The sequence below is a fragment of the Methylomonas sp. genome, assembly GCF_023228165.1.
Classification (GTDB): domain Bacteria; phylum Pseudomonadota; class Gammaproteobacteria; order Methylococcales; family Methylomonadaceae; genus Methylomonas.
Genome location: NZ_JALOBS010000020.1, coordinates 86,896 through 102,957, shown reverse-complemented (window position 1 = coordinate 102,957; position 16,062 = coordinate 86,896). Strand labels below are relative to the sequence as shown.

Sequence of the window (16,062 nt, the reverse complement as noted above, 5' to 3'; positions counted from 1 at the left end):
ATCAAAACAAAAAAAGATGGACGAGCTCCTGTTATGTCAATGTGGCGATTGTGGGAAACGATTCAAATCTCAATATTTTCTTGCTCGGCATCAAAATAAAAAAAGACCATGCATTGTAAGGAATCTGTAGGCTTCCACATTAATAATTCAAGATGAATGCTTATCCTCAGGCGAACATGAGGCGGATATGGATGCGTTGGCGCGCAGCTGGAGGCTTGCGCGTTTAATGGCGCGCATCGGCGGGCAGAAAGTGCGCGCGAATCCGTGAAAAAGTTGGTGGACAGGTCCGGATTTTTTAAAATTTAGGACCCATGAAAAAGAATAAAAACTGCCGGGATGTGGGGAAATGAACACCGCCGAAAGCCAGAAAAGAGGCTAAAACGCTGCTGCATGATGCAGAACGGGAAAAATCACTAAAACAGCGAAAATGGATGAATATTCGCGCGAATGAAGATACTAAAAATGAGAGATTTGCCCCTGAAACTCTGCGGAATCCTGCGCGAAGATGAGAATTTGTCGCGAATGAAAAACATGATGAAATATGAACCTCATTGGATTGCAAGGAAAAGCAAAATAGAATACTTTTTCGCTGATTCGCGCAAGATGAAAGGAATAGTCGCAAAAAATAAATGGATTAATGCGAATTTCGGCTATTTGTTCGCAAATGATGCGCAAATCCGCGAAAAGCGCGCGTTGTCGCTGAAATTTATTCTTGTGTTTTTCTTTTTTGCTGAGGATATGACTGGATGATAATTGAATATTAGTAAGTAATCTATTCTTCTTGATTAAGCTGGCTGATTGTTGGATAAAAGAGCAAAAATAGAAAAAATGGATAATATTTGGCGATTGACGCGCGAATTGATGCGAAAAAGAATGTGTGATTTCGTGAAAAAAAGTTCAGACTCAGCCGGGGTTTTTTAAAATTTCGGACCCATGAAAAAGAATAAAAACTGCCGAGAGGGTAAGTAAATGAACACCAATAAAAGCCGAAAACACTGTGGCGCGATGCGGAGTGGGAAACACATGCCAAATGATGAATATTCGCGCGAATGAAGATACTAAAAATGAGAGATTTACCCATGAAACGCTGTGGAATCCGCATTAACCGCAAGAATTCGTCACGAATGAAAAACATGATGAAATATGAAAGGCAATGAATTGGCGATGAAAAGCAAAAAGAAGCGAAAATAGAATACTGCTGAAAGATTCGCGCGAGAAGAATATGGAAATTAGAAATTGGCGCGAAAAATAAATGGATTAATGCGCGCAATCATCGCAGAGTGCGCTCAATTGCGCGTTAGTCGCCTAAATTTATTCTTGTTTTTTTATTTTGCGAGAGAAAGGACTGAGATGATAATTGATTATAGTAAATAGTTATTCTTCTTGATTAATGTTTGCTGGATGCTGAGTAAAAGAGCAAAAAAAGAAAAATGAGAATAATATTTGGCGATTGATGCGCGAAAATGCAGATGAATTGCGGATAAAAAAGATAATTGATTATTGTGAAAATTATGCTTGAGGCGCTTCATTTTGCGGATCTATTGCAGTTTGGATTACTGATGGTTCAATTGCTTCCTCTTTCGCTACGCTAAGAATAGTGTGTTTACTCACACAACTCGTATCACACCCATCGTAGCAAATGTAGATAACTTCTATTGGCTGAATATCTGCAATATCGCGTTTTATTTCAGCAGCCAGTATGTTAATAAGTAATTCGTGGCGAACTTTCGGAGTCATTTTTTTAGCGGTAGAATATTCGGCAGAATATTTATAATCGTCCGGATTATAGCGAATAAAAATTGTATGCATTCCTAATCCATTGGCAATATTAACCATTCTGGCTTGCTCGCATTCGCAAGGATAAGAGTCATGTTGATGTTCATCACATTCGACAATTACAAAATGTGTATCAGCATCAAATAGAAAATCGGGACGCTCTCTTCCACATACTCCATGGTCAATTGTTGTGTCAGTGGATTTCCATTTTTGTTGAATATCGATTGGCAAGTTTGCTTTGAGGTAATCTTCTACTTCTTTTTGTTTCATAAGATGAGTAGATTTGACGCCGCTGCCGCAAAATCGGCAAAGATTTTGTTCATTAAGAACGAATGATATGTTGCAGGATTTACAAACTCTCTCGGCTAAATTTACCTCAGTTGGAATTTTGTGCTGCTCACAATGCGATGGAATGTCATCCGTTGGATTACCATATTCGGCAAGATTATGATGGCAAATATCACATTGTTTCATCGGTTGATTAACCATTCCGGGTTTACGATGTTTTGCACAATATTGCGGCAAAATCCCGCGGAAATTAAAATTCGCACGAGTCGAACATTCTGGGAAAACGCAAAATCCATGTCTTAAATCAATCATTGCTGCATTCGCATGAACCTTGCACTTCGTTGGATGTTTATCCAAAATTAGACCAAAGGTCGGCTGCTTGCTACATCCTGGAAAATCACAATGTTTACCAGCTATGTAAATCATCATTGCATCAGCATGGGCTTTGCACCTCGATGCTCGTTTGTCTATCGGTAATCCGAAACTGGGTTGCGTGATACATCCCGGAAAACCACAATGCTGACTTTTTACATCGCCCATTGCAGCATCGGCGTGAATTTTACATTTCGTCGGATGTTTATCATTCAATAAGCCAAATACAGGTCGTGTCGTACACCCAGGAAAATCGCAAAACGCATGTGTGATATCAATCATCATAGTACTGGCATGAATTTTACATTTCGTCGGACGTTTATCAGTAAACAATCCAAAACTGGGCAGTATATTACACCCTGGAAAATCACAATGTTTATGAGCGACATCAATCATGGCGGTATCAGCGTGAGTTTTACATCTTATCGCTCGCTTGTCACATATCAATCCGAAACTTGCCCGTTTTTTGCACCCTTTTACATCACATTGTGGCATAGCTTTATAATGAACTAAAGCGAAGTTCAAATTTGTAGAGCTATGGCTCTCTTTTGACGCATAATGAGTCACGTTATACAATCCAAAGAAAGCTTAACAATTATAAACTGTAACAAAGAAAAGACACTGAAAATAGAGAAAAAGAATTATCGTAGAATGATATTCTATCCTTTTGAAAAGCTGATACCACTTTCAATAAGGATGACAAATTTTAACGGATTGTTCGCAAATGACGCGAATTGGCTGTATTTTATCGCCGAGAATTACATATATATTTTTTTATTTTGCGAGAGAAATGACTGAGATGATAATTGAATATCAGTTAACTATTATTTCTCCTCGATTAATATTTGCCAATTGCCGAATAAAAGAGCAAAAAATAGAAAAAATGAGTAATATTTGGGCAATTATGCGCACAGTGGCGCGAATTGTGCCATGAGAATAAATCGAAAATTATGCTTGGGGCGCTTCATTTTGAGGATCTATTACAGTTTGGATTATTTGCGGTTCTATTTCTTCTTCCTTTTCAGTGCTAAGGATGGTATGTTTACTCACGCAACTTACATCGCATCCATCGTAACAGACATAAATAACTTCTATCGGTTGAATATCTGTAATATCACGTTTCATTTCATCGGTTAGCGCACTGATAAGCAAATCGCGGCGCACTTTTGAAGTCATTCTTTTAGATGCAGAACATGCCGCAGCATATTTGTAATTATCCGGATTGTAACGGATGAAAATTGTTGGCATTCCTAAACCATTAGCAATATTAATCATTCTTGCTTGCTCGCATTCGCATGGATAAGCATTATGCTGATGTTCATCACATTCAATAATCACGAAATGGGAATCTGCATCAAATAGAAAATCTGGACGTTCTTTACCACACGTTCCATGGTCAATCATCGAATCCGTCGATTTCCATTTCTGTTTGATTGTTTCTGATAAATTGGCTTTGAGGTAATCTTCTATTTCTTTTTGTTTTACGAGATGAGTAGATTGAACTCCACTGCCGCAAAATTGACAAAGACCTTGCTCGTCGAGTACAAATGATATCTTGCATAATTTGCATATTCTTTGGGCGAAATTTACTTCGATAGGAAGTTTATGTAACTCGCAATGAATCGGGACCTCGCTTTTTGGATCTCCATATTCTGCAAGATTACGATGGCAATCATCGCATCGTTTCGTTGGTTTATAGACCATTCCTAATTTACGATGTTTTGCACAATATTGTGGACGAATTCCGCGAAAATTAAAAGTCGCCATTGTCGCGCATTCTGGGGAAATACAATATGCGCTCGATATATCAATCATTTTTGCGTCAGCATGTACTTGGCATCTCGTCGGATGTTTATCACTTATTAAGCCAAAGTGTGACTGAGTGGTACACCCTTGAAAATCACAGTGACGACTCACGATGTCCAACATCGAAGCATCGGCATGTAACTTACACTTCGTTGGACGTTTATCGGTTATTAAGCCGAATGATGGCACTGTTGTACATCCCGGAAAATTACAATGTTTACATGTAGTATTAATCATCAACGCGTCAGCATGCCTTTTACACTTCGTCGGACGTTTATTTCCTGGATGACCAAAATTAGGATGCTTGGTACAGCCCGGAAAATCACAAAGGCGACCCCTTAAATCCACCATCGCTGCAGTAGCATGAGTTTTGCATTTATTAGGACATTTATCGCCAGGTTTACCAAAATTCGGATGCTTGACACAGCCTGGATAATCGCAACGTTGGCTGGCGATATCTGACATCGAAGCATCTGCATGCGCCTTGCATTTTGTTGGGTGTCTGTCACCCGGTTGCCCAAAATAAGGATGCTTAACACATCCCGGGAAATTGCAATGTCTGCATGTAGTATTAATCATAGATGCATCAGCATGGGTCTTACACCGCAATGGTCTCTTATCGCTTGCATGCCCGAATGAAGGTATTGTTGTGCAACCCGGAAAATTACAATGAGGACTTGCAATATTAACCATTGTTGCACTTGCATGTGCTTTACACTTTGTCGGATGTTTGTCCATTAACAAACCGAATGCGGGACGCAATTTGCATCCTGGGTGATCGCAATGTCGACTGGCGATGTCCAACATTGGCGCATCCGCATGCTCCTTACACTTCGTCGGATGGGGATCACCCATTAATCCAAAACGCGCGTGTTTTAAACATCCCGCTGCTTCACATTTGGGCATCTCTCTATAATTGTTGGAAATGAATTTCAAATTTATAAGGCAACGTTATCTGCCGATAATTCACGTGCTAACGATATATCGTTAGATTGCGCAAAATAGTGAACAGGACATAGCTTGCATCCTTCTTTTGAAATTCTTATATGCCATTAATATGGAATGACTGAAACTGCGAAAATCCAAAGTCCCAATACTGAGCAATTCAAGGCACTCCAGCAATATATCATCTCAAAATCGCAACAAAGAGATAATCTTCAGCCGCCATTAACATTTGCCGAATTAGAATCATATTTTACAGATGCGCCGCATTTGCTTCAAAATGTCCACTATGAACCGCTCCATTTATCTCACGCAACACTGCATTTGGGTCAATTGAAATTATTTCTAAACGAATTGAGATTTATTTCCCATGAAACGAAAATAACTCGGCAAAATCGCGATTATGATTTTATATTCTATGTTGGCAGCAGTCCGGGCACGCATTTAAAAATGCTTGCCGATTTATTCCCAGACATTCGCTTTATTTGCGTCGACCCGGCAGAGCACAATATAAAATATTCGCGCAGCTATAACAGTTTACCATATTGGCGCGCTGATGTTAATGATCCGCAAATTTGGCGTGATAGAGCATCCGCAGAAAATCCGCTCTTTTTGCGAGAATCTCTTTATTTTCGCGTATCGCAAAAAACAGCATTTCCAAATGCATATATTCGCATGGTTAACGATTGTGGTAAAATAGTGAATATTCAAAAAAGAGATGCCATATCTTCTTCGCAATTATCGATCGATTTAATCGGTAAATGGATCGTTGCTAATATTTCTCTATTGCGCGATTTTCGCTTTCTTATAATCGAAATGCCTTGTGATGAACAGCTTGCCAAATCGCTCGCTTTCATTTCACAACAACCAAGAATAAATACTCTTTATATATCCGATATTCGCACGAATCTATCTTCGCAGTGGATTACTGAAATGATTGCCGCCGCGGAACCAATCGCAACATCTGCCGTTGATATTGCAGAACGAATAAAAGCGCTAAATCTCCTAAAAACCGGAAAGAATGCTTTGGAAAAAGTCTCATTTCCTTCTGAATCCGATATTTTGCTAAACAACATCCAGCAGCGTTTATGGCTCATTCAAATACAGCCTCGCGTTGCTATGCTTAAATATCATCCGCCTTATTTTACGAAAGAAACTCATGAATTAGACGCACTTCATTTGAGACAGTTTTTCACGCAATTCGCTCTTCCGCGACAACTATTGCAAAAAGCAATGGAGCAGATTCCAAATTATGATCCTCTTGCTGATTTCGATGCTGCGCAAGATACGCAGCCATTTTTCCATTCAATCGACCTTCAGGCATTTGCCGGCGCGAATTCGGGAGAGACTCGCTTAATTCTTCATCGCGACGAATGCGATAATTACAAAAAAAGTATTACAATTTCATCTGCGAAATTCGAAGGCTATCTTTACGCCTTTAACCGGATTCGCGATATGGCGTATTTCTCTTCTAACAAACCGTATATAGATTTATCTTTAGGAATCTGCTGTTGTGCGGATTGCACGAATATGGTGCGTATATTTCGCGAATATTTGACTGCACATTGGAATATTTCTTCTGACGAAATGGCAGACACAATAAAATCACTCATATACGACCTAATTGTTGGCGACATGCATCGCTCTTTATCCGCCGATAATCATCCATTCGCTTTTCGCGCATTTAATTCGCCGACTGAATATTTCCAAAGAATAACCGCATTGCGATCTATTGAATTAATTCGCCGCTCTCCATGAATATTTCCGAAGAAGAATAATCAAAAGGAATAGGTTTTTCTCTCGCAGTGCGCGGAATATATGGCGATTGTGGAAGTGGCGGAATTTTAATCGTTTCATCATGCAATAATTGCTTCTTTTTTGTTAATTTTGCGATCTGCACGGCAAGTGATGTATTTTCGGCGCCAAAGACACGAATGGATGGGGCAAATATACTTTCTGCGAATTCTTTTTCTTTATTCGCGGCGGCATATCGCGTTTCGGCGGCGTTGATAATTTTCAAAATGCCCAAATAATAGTTTAAATAAACATTTGCCGACGTGCTCTCGAAATCGCCTTTCCAAGCGAGATATTTTCGCCGTACATATTCCGCAATGAAATATTTCAGTATTCCTTGGATTGATGCGAATCTCACCTTTTTTTCACCGATAGATACCGAGCATTCGCCCATTAGGCGCTTATCCAATTCATGCGCGACAATTCGTGTTTTACGATTCGCGCTGGTTTTTCCGAAGAATTGAAGGAATGCTTGTCTGTTAATTGATGCATCTTCTTCAACAAAACGCGCGAAATTCATCGTCACAATATCTGCACAAGGAATACCACTGCGCAATTTCAGATGCACATCATCTTCTCGCGCGATATCCGCGGCAATATTCGCGAATTCCTCGGCAAATTCGCTTTTGCCGAATTCATTTTTAATTTCTTCTTGTGCTGCGATTTTCCACAATGCGAGGGCAAACACTCCGTATGCGATCGAGTCTCCCATTAATGCCCGTGGAATGAGAATAGTTGTCATTTTCTGTTGCGATTCCGCAAGAGAAATAGTACTAATCGGAAAATATCTATTAAGGATATTAAATCTCTCTATGTCTTTCGCCCAACGATGGAAAACAACTTCTCTCGGAGCTTCATCGAAAGGGTATGTGAGACTACTATGTTGGTCGATCCTGTGAACGATTGGAGCGATCACCCGAATGCCGTCATATTCAATTGTCGGATAATTGTCGAATAATGTTTTCGGCATATATGCAATATCGGCGACCCATAAATTGTCTCCTATGTCGATTTTCATTGCGCGCGTATACAACGCGCGAATGACGCGAACTCGCTGGTATCCGCGCATAAATAAAATGTCAGCCAATTCAATTGCATCTGCAAAATGAGCTGGACTAAAAAAGTCAAAATCAGGAAAAGCACTATCTTCATATAATTTTGTGCCTTTCGTTCGCAACGCGTAATCCATTGCTTGCCCGCCGTAGAGAATCAAGCCTTTTTCCCGAATGAATGTTTTTACTACGTCAAGAGCATCAACCCATTCTTTGTAATATGTTCTGTGAATCCAATCTATATTCTCGATACTCTTTACTCCAGCCGATTTTAATGCTTCGTAGCAATTTTCGATTGAGCCGCCAGTTATTACTGCACATGATTCATCATCCATTATATTAATGCCGAATACGCGTTAATCCAATTACAAAAAAATATCACGAGAAGAATTACGCTTGTGGTGCTTCATTTTGTGGATCTGCGGCAGTTTGAATGACCGGCGGTTCAATTTCTTCCCCTTTTGCGGCACTAAGAATAACGTGTTTGCTAATTCCGCTCGTATCACACCCATCGTAGCAAATGTAGATAACTTCTATCGGCTGAATATCCGCAATATCGCGATTTATCTCGGTAATCAGCGCGCGAATGAGCAAATCACGGCGTACTTTTGGAGTGAAATTCCTCGATGCCGAATATTCTGCTGAATATTTATAACCATCAGGATTATAGCGGATGAAAATTGTATGCATTCCTAATCCATTGGCAATATTAATCATTCTGGCTTGCTCGCATTCGCATGGATAAGCATTATGCTGATGTTCATCGCATTCAACAATTACGAAATGGGAATCCGCATCAAAGAGAAAGTCCGGGCGTTCTCTTCCACATGCGCCATGATCGATTTGTATATCAGTGGATTTCCATTTTTGCTGAATATCAATTGGCAAGTTTGCTCTAAGATAATCCTCTATTTCTTTCTGTTTAACAAGATGAGTGGATTGAATTCCACTGCCGCAAAATTGGCAAAGATTTTGTTCATCGAGGACAAATGAGAATTTACAGGATTTACATACTCTCTGGGCAAAATTTACTTCGGTTGGAAGTTTATGCAATTCGCAGTGAGATGGAATTTCATCTTTTGGATCGCCGTATTCGGCGAGATTGCGATGACAAATATCACATTGTTTCGTCGGATGACAAACCATTCCAGGTTTACGATGTCTTGCGCAATATTGCGGTTTGATTCCGCGCAAATTAAACGACGCGTGAGTTTGGCAATTGGGAAACAAGCAGCGTTTGCTGACAATATTTAACATTCCGGGCAATTTATGAACACCACACATAGTTGGTTTTTTATCGGTTGGCATACCGAACGTCGAATGTGATTGGCAATTGGAAAACGAGCAGTGTTTGCCAACAATATATATCATTCCTGATAATTTATGAATACCACACATAGTTGGTTTTTTATCCTCGCGCATTCCAAATGATGGCTGCGTTCGACAATTGGGAAATGAGCATTGCCGGACGGCAATATTTACCATTCCCGGTAGTTTGTGAATAGCACACATTGTCCGTTTTTTATCTATGGGCATACCGAACCCCGGTTGAGTTTGACAATTCGGAAACGAGCATCGCTTACTGACGGTATCCAACATTTCTGGTAATTTATGAACAGCGCACATGGTTGGTTTTTTATCTACGAGCATACCGAATGATGGTCGAGTCTGGCAATTAGGAAAGGAACATCGGTCATGTTGAATATCGATCATCCCCGGTAATTTATGAACGCCGCATCTGGATGGCTTCAAATCGGTTGGTAAACCAAAGCATGAACAAGTTTTGCATCCTTCCGCATTGCATTTGGGCATCTTTCTATAATCATTATAAATGAAATTCAAATTTATAAAGAGGCATAATTTTCATTATTCACATATTTGCGCGTAATTCTTACAATTTTTGTACCAACAATTGTAATCCGTGCGAATTATTCCTGATAATTTCCCCATCCATCACGAACAATATGCAAATACCGACGCAACAGAAAAAACAATCTTCCTCGCGTATTTGGCATAAATTTGCCCAATTGTGTGCACATGCTAATGGCTCGCCAATTCTCGCACAAATCAAATAAATCAGCAAGAGAAAAACCACAATCTGTATCGTAGCATGTTTTTTATCGCGCAAAAATGTGGAAAAATAATCGCGCTCACACATTATTTTCTTTTTGGATTAAGATACTCTCACCCGAGAAATATTTAAATATTTTATATTTTCCTATTAGCGGTGATGGTCTTTGGTTGTCGCAGGAATTATTTATTTTTTTCCCCAGAGTTATGCGTTTTGGGAAATGTTCTACAAATCTGAGAAATGCAATATATCACTTTTTGGTACACTTTTCATAAATGTATTTTGTAAGGCTCCCTGCCCAAAATCCATAAAAATAATTGTTGCGAATATTTTCACAAATCCAAAAAAAATATCATGAAGTACCAAAAGAGTCAAAAGAAGATTAATCATTCTTCCACTCAAATGTGTGTTTTCTAATGAGATTCATTTCCATTATATAATTGGTGGATGCGTTCCGCTACACTTAATCCTAATTTTCGACTCGCACTTATCTGAATTCCAGCAAGAACACTTGCCGGCGCGTCCGCCAATAAGTCATATTTATCTTTAGTCGCGGCAACAATTGCCTCAGCGCCTTTTGCTGAAATCCCACGTACTCCTGCTGCAATGAATATCGCATGATTCGGGATTGTAATTAATCCATCACGTAGCATCTCTCGAATTGTTTTCTTTGTTGCGAGTAACTTATCGGCAGATTTCGTGCCAATTCGCGGCAGCGAGCATAGAGCTTCTCTAAATAAAACAGTCTGTTCCACGCGATGCGCTGCGCCAATTTTTTTCGAATCGATATTTCCGATATAATCGTGCACATTTCGCAACGGCGTTTTGCACAAATTCGCAACGCTCTGCATCATGCGGAATAATTTTGCCGCGGTATCCGCAATATTCAAAGAATATATTGCGCCTATATCATCGCGCAATGCCATATGGAAAATTGCCGATTCAATGGTTTTCCATTTAATTCCACTAATCATGGTCTCAGGATCCGATGGCAACACACCTTCAATCAGAATAAACGCCCGCGTGATAAATTCCGATTTACCCGTGTAACTCTCGCGAAACGCGATTAACTTTTCGCGATTTTCATATCTTCCATCTTTGAACGAATACGCGAAATCAATGAGCGATTTTCTTTCGATAATTGCGATCGGAAAATTTCCGACCACAATTATGAAATCTCCGGCGTATAATCGCTGAGCAACTGTCGGACAATCAGTAATCGAGCCGAACGCGTTTTGAATATCTCTTTCTCTTGTATCGATAATTAAATAAACTCCCGTTCCATTCTCATCGAAATTTATTGCCGAGGTTTGCGCACTCGCAGTTGCTGCCATTTCCTCTTTCTCAAGAATATATTGTATTTCTGCTTGATATATACAAAATATGGAATATACTCCAAATTATGAAGAGAGAGACATTCATCAAACTGTTTCCGATGAACCAAAGATGCGCGATGGCGCGTATGTCGGCAGTTTGCCTTCATATCGTCTTACAGATAAATTCGAATTCACTTCCATACCAGACGCATATGAATTTAGCGATTACGCACGCCGTACTGTAGCTGATCGTCGTCCGGATGCCCCGCTTTTCGAAGATGAAGCCCCGAGAACGCGCGCTGGAGTTACACGAGGATTAATTGACATTTACGCTACAGGATTTCGCAATGGTGGTGATGCGCCAGCACATCCGGAAGTAAATCTCTATGAAGTAGATCGCGATGAACGAACTACTACAGGCGATCCAAATATGTTTATGATGGCACAACAATCCAAAATTCGCTCCCAATATGCGCGCCTCGATTTTCAAGACGAAACCACGCCACAAACATCAGAAGCGCATCGAGGAGAATGCCGTGAAATTGCAGACCGCGTTGAAGCCGGAAAACGCGCCCATAAAACGCTCGTCGTATTTTCGCCGGCAAAAATCAATCAGCAGCGTTCCTATCGCCCCGCTGGAGTTAAAGAAGCGTTAGAATTAAAGCATTCACTTCGTGATGTATGCCGTTTCGGTGGTCTTCCCGATGCGCCGAGCCAAGGAATGCGCGCGGATGGACTCCCGGGAAAAATTCATAGCGCACTAACCGGCGTAGATGGTGAAATAATGATTTCTGATGTCGCAGAGGAACAAATCAGCCCCGCATCTGCAAAAGATTCGCTCAATAAGATGATTGCCGCCTACGCAATCGCCAATGAATCAGAATTCGGTGGTCAAATCACCACGCAATCGCGCAAACACGCAATCGCGCGGATCATGCATTGCACTGCATTAGGTATTCCGCCTGTTTCTGACCAACCTGCCGCAGAAATAGACCCAGATGCGCAATTATTCCACAAAAAATCAATTCCTCTTCCTCGCGATATTACATCAACAGCGCGCCTTGCAGCGACAGATGCTCAATTCGCGCAACAGCAATTTCTTTCGAGACAAGTAAAATCCAGCGCGCCACCAGAAGATGTCACCGCAGTTCAACAACAAGGAGAAAGAGATGGTTTAGTCGCGAATTATTATGACGAGGCGAGATTAATGTACAGTCAATGCCACGACCCTTCAATTGCCGATGCGTCAACAATCGCGCAACAAACTGCGCGCGATACGCCGCTCGCCTCTCCATTCGAATCGCGCGAATTGCCAAAAACTGCATTGCCGAGCCGCAATCCAACAGAACTCGCAATTGCGCAAGAATTAGATGCAATCGCGCAGAGCGATTATCAGATATTTTCATATTCCGGCGCGAAATGCCCGCGCTTTACTCCGGCATCTCAACAGCCAGTAGATTTCGACAAAGATGCGTTTGGCGATGATTCCACTTATTCCGCGCGAACAACATCTAAGCAAAAGCCGCGTCACGGCTTCGAAAGCCATCTCGCAAAGGGCGGCTGCTCAACAGAAGTTGAATTTCTCGATTTCGACACAAAAAAAGAAAGACACATTGCGCCGCTCGGCTCAAAATATACGCCGCGCCACACTCTGCGCGAAACGCAGGAAACCGCCATTTTCGCCAGCGACGCATAATCGCGCGCGAATCAGCAATTCTTTTTTTGCGCATCCACATCCAAACAGCGGACATTTTTAAGCGACGAAATCCGTTTATTATAAAAATGTCAGCGCCTCCAAATCCGCAATCATACAATTTGAATCTTCGTTTGCGCATTATCGCCGCATATTTCGCCGATAATTACTATAATGATATTTATCTTAGCGCAAAGAGAAGAGTCGAAGAAGGGAAATACGATTCATTAACTGACTCATATACGACTCTTATCGGGTGTTATATGCGCGGAATCGCAGATATTAAGAATTACAACTCTATTGCGAAGAATTTTCTTTCGTTCTATCACGAAAAGTTGCGCTTTGAATCCGTTTCACTTTCGGATGTCATACATAGCACTATCGTGTATTTCGTGCCGGCAGAATATCATGAGAGTTTGACAACTGCGCACAAAGATAAACTTTTTTGCAGTATGTTCACCAGCACCGCATTATTTCTTGGTAAACTTATTATCGATACGAAAAGCATTCTCGAGTCAATCATCGACGACCATAAAAACGCCGCGAATATAGACTTTCTGACGCAAAAAGGAGTCGAACATCTCCAGATATATCGCTCGAAAGTCTATTCTGATTTTGTAAAACAAAACTTACCGCCAAAACTCCAAGAGAATCGCGTCATTCCTGTGGAAATGTTCGAGAAACTCAGAAGCGAATTAGTCGCTGTTCTTAAGTCAAAAACTGCAACAGAAGTTAAATACGAAACACTTCTGCGACAATTTGACGCCGTTCGTCCTTTGATTCGCACGCAACAGGATTTAGATGACTCCATGCGCCGCACTGAGAAAATCGAACAAGAGAATAAAGCACTCAAACGCGCGATTGAGGATAATCGCCGCGAAATTGAGGCGCTTCGCGGCGAACGCGATGCATTGCAATTGAAAATCGCAACTGCAGAAGAAAAAATACAATCCGCCGAAAAATCGGCAAATCGCCACGATAGTGAAACGAAATCTCGCCAAAAGCGCACAAATGCCGCCGCGCCGCCAGAAAACGTCAATCCTCCACAAAAAGAAGATTCCGCGCAAATCGAAGAATCGCATTCTCCTCTCGAACCAGAAATTCCCCGCGGCAGTGTTTCCAAAGAAGAAATTTCCGAAACGCCGAAGGATATTTCAATAAGCGATATTCCGCCAACGCTCGACGATGCCATCCCGCAGAGTAAAACGCCGCAAAGAAGGCGCCGTGGTCGTGCCGCCAAATCTCAACCAGAAATTAAACAAAAAGAAGAAGACTCCGCAGATTCATCGATTATTGCGGCAGAAGAAGAAAATCCACCGCCGTCATCGCCACAGCAAATCAGCGATAAAAACGCGCGAGATGATGAATCTTCATCGAGTAGCGACGGCAGTGATACAGAAGAGTAAAAAACATTTCTCTGTGCCTTACATATATAAAAAATGAATATCCCTGCATTTTTCGGCGGCGCAATAGATACAATTTCGCGCATCAATGTCGCATCGAAAATATTCGACAATCCGATTTATGTTGCGCTACTCATCACAATAGTTATAATTACTATCTTATATTTCACTCTTCAGCCCAAGGATTCACGCAATAATGGCGGCGAGTGGGTTATCGGCGATTCGCGCTATTCGCCGCGATTATTGGGTTTACGCGCGTTCATCTATTCATTCATTTCGTGTGTTGCGATTTTCTTCTTGTATCATCGCTATCAAATGAAGAAATCCGACTCATCATCGCTGAGTTCAATGGAGTCTCAATTATTCACTGGCGGAAACGCGACCTCGCGCAGTACTGCTCCCGCTGATATTATTGTACCGGTAGAAATTCGCCAATCGCCGAATTTAGTTATATAAACTTTCCGCGCTTGAAATTATAAAAATGGCGGCGAATGAACAGATAACTCCGATGATTGAGGACTTTTTTTTAGATAGACTTAGCACAATTTACGGTATAACTGGCAAAGGCAAAACAACAATGATAGTCCATATCTTGAAAATACTCCAACCATTTATCTACACTGGCGTTGTATTTTCTCCAACCGACGTCGATAATGGCAATTATTCGCGCTCTCTATTTCCGCCAGCTCTCATACACAAAACACTCTCAAGAGAAGCCCTCGAGAGCATTTGGAAGCGCCAAACAGAATCGATGGAGATTTATCAGATAGTTAATAATTTATCTATTCTTGATGGATTCGCGCGCAAATGCGGCATCACGGCGCAAGAATTGGCAGCAATTCGTGAATGCGACGTGCAATTGGAAAACGCGCTTCGAAAATTAGACAAGAAGGATACAAGTTATTCGGCAACATCCGATCGATTGCGCGAACATGTGAATAACGCGAAAATCAAAATATATAAAAACGTAATTCGTTCTCGCGCGCGAATGTTGCCGCAAGAAGTAATACAGCAAATGACGAATGATGAACGCATTGTTGCGGATTTTCTCGATTTCAATCCGCGAATCATCATTGTCTTTGATGATTGCTCTACTGAGTTGCAGCATCTTCGCAAACTCGAAGTTGTTTCCGATTTATTCTTCAAAGGAAGGCAAAAAAAGATAACAGTTCTTCTTGCGCTTCATAGCGATAAATGCATCGAATCCGAACAAAGATTAAACACTGGCGGAGCGAAGATTTTCATTGATGATGCAACTGCGCGGCGTTTCGTCGACAAAGAAACAAATGCAGTTTCGCCTGAAATCGCGCGAGAAGTGTTGCGCCTCTGCAAAATAAATTTCGTAGAAGGCAGTTATAAGAAAATCCTCATAACGCTGGATGGGCGAGTTCTCACTGTGCAAGCGAATACGTATGAACCATTTTCTTTTGTTTCGAACGAAGTGCGCCAAGCGATAGAACAAATCCAAAAAAAAGGCGATGAGCGAAAATCATCTGGCGCGATTTATCGCTATTTGCAGCAGCGCAAAAGATAAATTTGCACGCGAATT

11 protein-coding genes and 2 pseudogenes are annotated in these 16,062 nt (G+C 41.1%); 6 read left to right on the top strand and 7 right to left on the bottom strand.

What is annotated here, in order from left to right; translation table 11 throughout:
- Positions 1-462 precede the first annotated feature (462 nt).
- A complete protein-coding gene (locus tag M0R33_RS15650) occupies positions 463-750 on the top strand; it encodes a hypothetical protein (RefSeq protein WP_292571203.1) in 288 nt (95 codons plus the stop codon).
- 759 nt (positions 751-1,509) lie between these two features.
- On the opposite strand, the gene M0R33_RS15645 is transcribed toward M0R33_RS15650, so the two are convergent.
- The 4 genes and pseudogenes from M0R33_RS15645 to M0R33_RS24445 form a co-directional block, all read right to left on the bottom strand.
- Positions 1,510-2,832 carry a hypothetical protein gene (locus M0R33_RS15645; RefSeq protein ID WP_292571200.1) on the bottom strand — a complete coding sequence of 441 codons (1,323 nt, stop codon included), beginning with the start codon at positions 2,830-2,832 and terminating at the stop codon, positions 1,510-1,512.
- Positions 2,833-2,931, bottom strand: a pseudogene (locus M0R33_RS24450) (hypothetical protein); the annotation flags it as partial.
- Between the two features lie 453 nt (positions 2,932-3,384).
- Entirely contained in the window at positions 3,385-4,707 is a 1,323-nt protein-coding gene (locus tag M0R33_RS15640) for a hypothetical protein (RefSeq protein ID WP_292571196.1), read from the bottom strand.
- Positions 4,708-5,148, bottom strand: a pseudogene (locus M0R33_RS24445) (hypothetical protein); the annotation flags it as partial.
- A gap of 156 nt (positions 5,149-5,304) precedes the next feature.
- Between M0R33_RS24445 and M0R33_RS15635 the strand changes: the two are divergent.
- Positions 5,305-6,942 (top strand): hypothetical protein, encoded by a 1,638-nt coding sequence (locus M0R33_RS15635; RefSeq protein ID WP_292571193.1) that lies wholly within the window; start codon positions 5,305-5,307, stop codon positions 6,940-6,942.
- Here the strand turns inward: M0R33_RS15635 and M0R33_RS15630 are convergent.
- The 3 genes from M0R33_RS15630 to M0R33_RS15620 all read right to left on the bottom strand — a co-directional run bounded on the left by M0R33_RS15630 (position 6,914) and on the right by M0R33_RS15620 (position 11,435).
- Positions 6,914-8,365 carry a hypothetical protein gene (locus tag M0R33_RS15630; RefSeq protein ID WP_292571190.1) on the bottom strand — a complete coding sequence of 484 codons (1,452 nt, stop codon included), beginning with the start codon at positions 8,363-8,365 and terminating at the stop codon, positions 6,914-6,916. The genes M0R33_RS15635 and M0R33_RS15630 overlap by 29 nt on opposite strands.
- A gap of 55 nt (positions 8,366-8,420) precedes the next feature.
- The gene (locus tag M0R33_RS15625) at positions 8,421-9,842 is read right to left on the bottom strand and encodes a hypothetical protein (protein WP_366044023.1); all 1,422 of its coding nucleotides are present in this window, start codon (positions 9,840-9,842) and stop codon (positions 8,421-8,423) included.
- Positions 9,843-10,514: 672 nt separating this feature from the next.
- On the bottom strand, positions 10,515-11,435 hold the full coding sequence (locus tag M0R33_RS15620) for an ERCC4 domain-containing protein (RefSeq protein WP_292571186.1): 921 nt from the start codon (positions 11,433-11,435) through the stop codon (positions 10,515-10,517).
- A gap of 49 nt (positions 11,436-11,484) precedes the next feature.
- On the opposite strand from M0R33_RS15620, the gene M0R33_RS15615 reads away from it, so the two are divergent.
- From M0R33_RS15615 to M0R33_RS15600, 4 genes are all read left to right on the top strand, one after another.
- A complete protein-coding gene (locus M0R33_RS15615) occupies positions 11,485-13,113 on the top strand; it encodes a hypothetical protein (protein ID WP_292571183.1) in 1,629 nt (542 codons plus the stop codon).
- An 86-nt stretch (positions 13,114-13,199) separates the two neighbouring features.
- Positions 13,200-14,516 (top strand): hypothetical protein, encoded by a 1,317-nt coding sequence (locus M0R33_RS15610; protein WP_292571180.1) that lies wholly within the window; start codon positions 13,200-13,202, stop codon positions 14,514-14,516.
- Positions 14,517-14,549: 33 nt separating this feature from the next.
- On the top strand, positions 14,550-14,969 hold the full coding sequence (locus tag M0R33_RS15605) for a hypothetical protein (protein ID WP_292571177.1): 420 nt from the start codon (positions 14,550-14,552) through the stop codon (positions 14,967-14,969).
- A 52-nt stretch (positions 14,970-15,021) separates the two neighbouring features.
- A complete protein-coding gene (locus M0R33_RS15600; RefSeq protein WP_292571174.1) occupies positions 15,022-16,047 on the top strand; it encodes a hypothetical protein in 1,026 nt (341 codons plus the stop codon).
- Positions 16,048-16,062: the final 15 nt, after the last annotated feature.

Excerpts from the sequence above, each read along its gene's own strand:
- M0R33_RS15650 (WP_292571203.1), top strand. The coding sequence starts at position 463 with ATGAGAGATTTGCCCCTGAAACTCTGCGGAATCCTGCGCGAAGATGAG.
- M0R33_RS15630 (WP_292571190.1), bottom strand. The coding sequence starts at position 8,365 with ATGGATGATGAATCATGTGCAGTAATAACTGGCGGCTCAATCGAAAAT.
- M0R33_RS15605 (WP_292571177.1), top strand. The coding sequence starts at position 14,550 with ATGAATATCCCTGCATTTTTCGGCGGCGCAATAGATACAATTTCGCGC.
- M0R33_RS15645 (WP_292571200.1), bottom strand. The coding sequence starts at position 2,832 with ATGATTGATGTCGCTCATAAACATTGTGATTTTCCAGGGTGTAATATA.
- M0R33_RS15600 (WP_292571174.1), top strand. The coding sequence starts at position 15,022 with ATGATTGAGGACTTTTTTTTAGATAGACTTAGCACAATTTACGGTATA.
- M0R33_RS15615 (WP_292571183.1), top strand. The coding sequence starts at position 11,485 with ATGGAATATACTCCAAATTATGAAGAGAGAGACATTCATCAAACTGTT.
- M0R33_RS15620 (WP_292571186.1), bottom strand. The coding sequence starts at position 11,435 with ATGGCAGCAACTGCGAGTGCGCAAACCTCGGCAATAAATTTCGATGAG.
- M0R33_RS15635 (WP_292571193.1), top strand. The coding sequence starts at position 5,305 with ATGACTGAAACTGCGAAAATCCAAAGTCCCAATACTGAGCAATTCAAG.
- M0R33_RS15625 (WP_366044023.1), bottom strand. The coding sequence starts at position 9,842 with ATGCCCAAATGCAATGCGGAAGGATGCAAAACTTGTTCATGCTTTGGT.
- M0R33_RS15610 (WP_292571180.1), top strand. The coding sequence starts at position 13,200 with ATGTCAGCGCCTCCAAATCCGCAATCATACAATTTGAATCTTCGTTTG.
- M0R33_RS15640 (WP_292571196.1), bottom strand. The coding sequence starts at position 4,707 with ATGTCAGATATCGCCAGCCAACGTTGCGATTATCCAGGCTGTGTCAAG.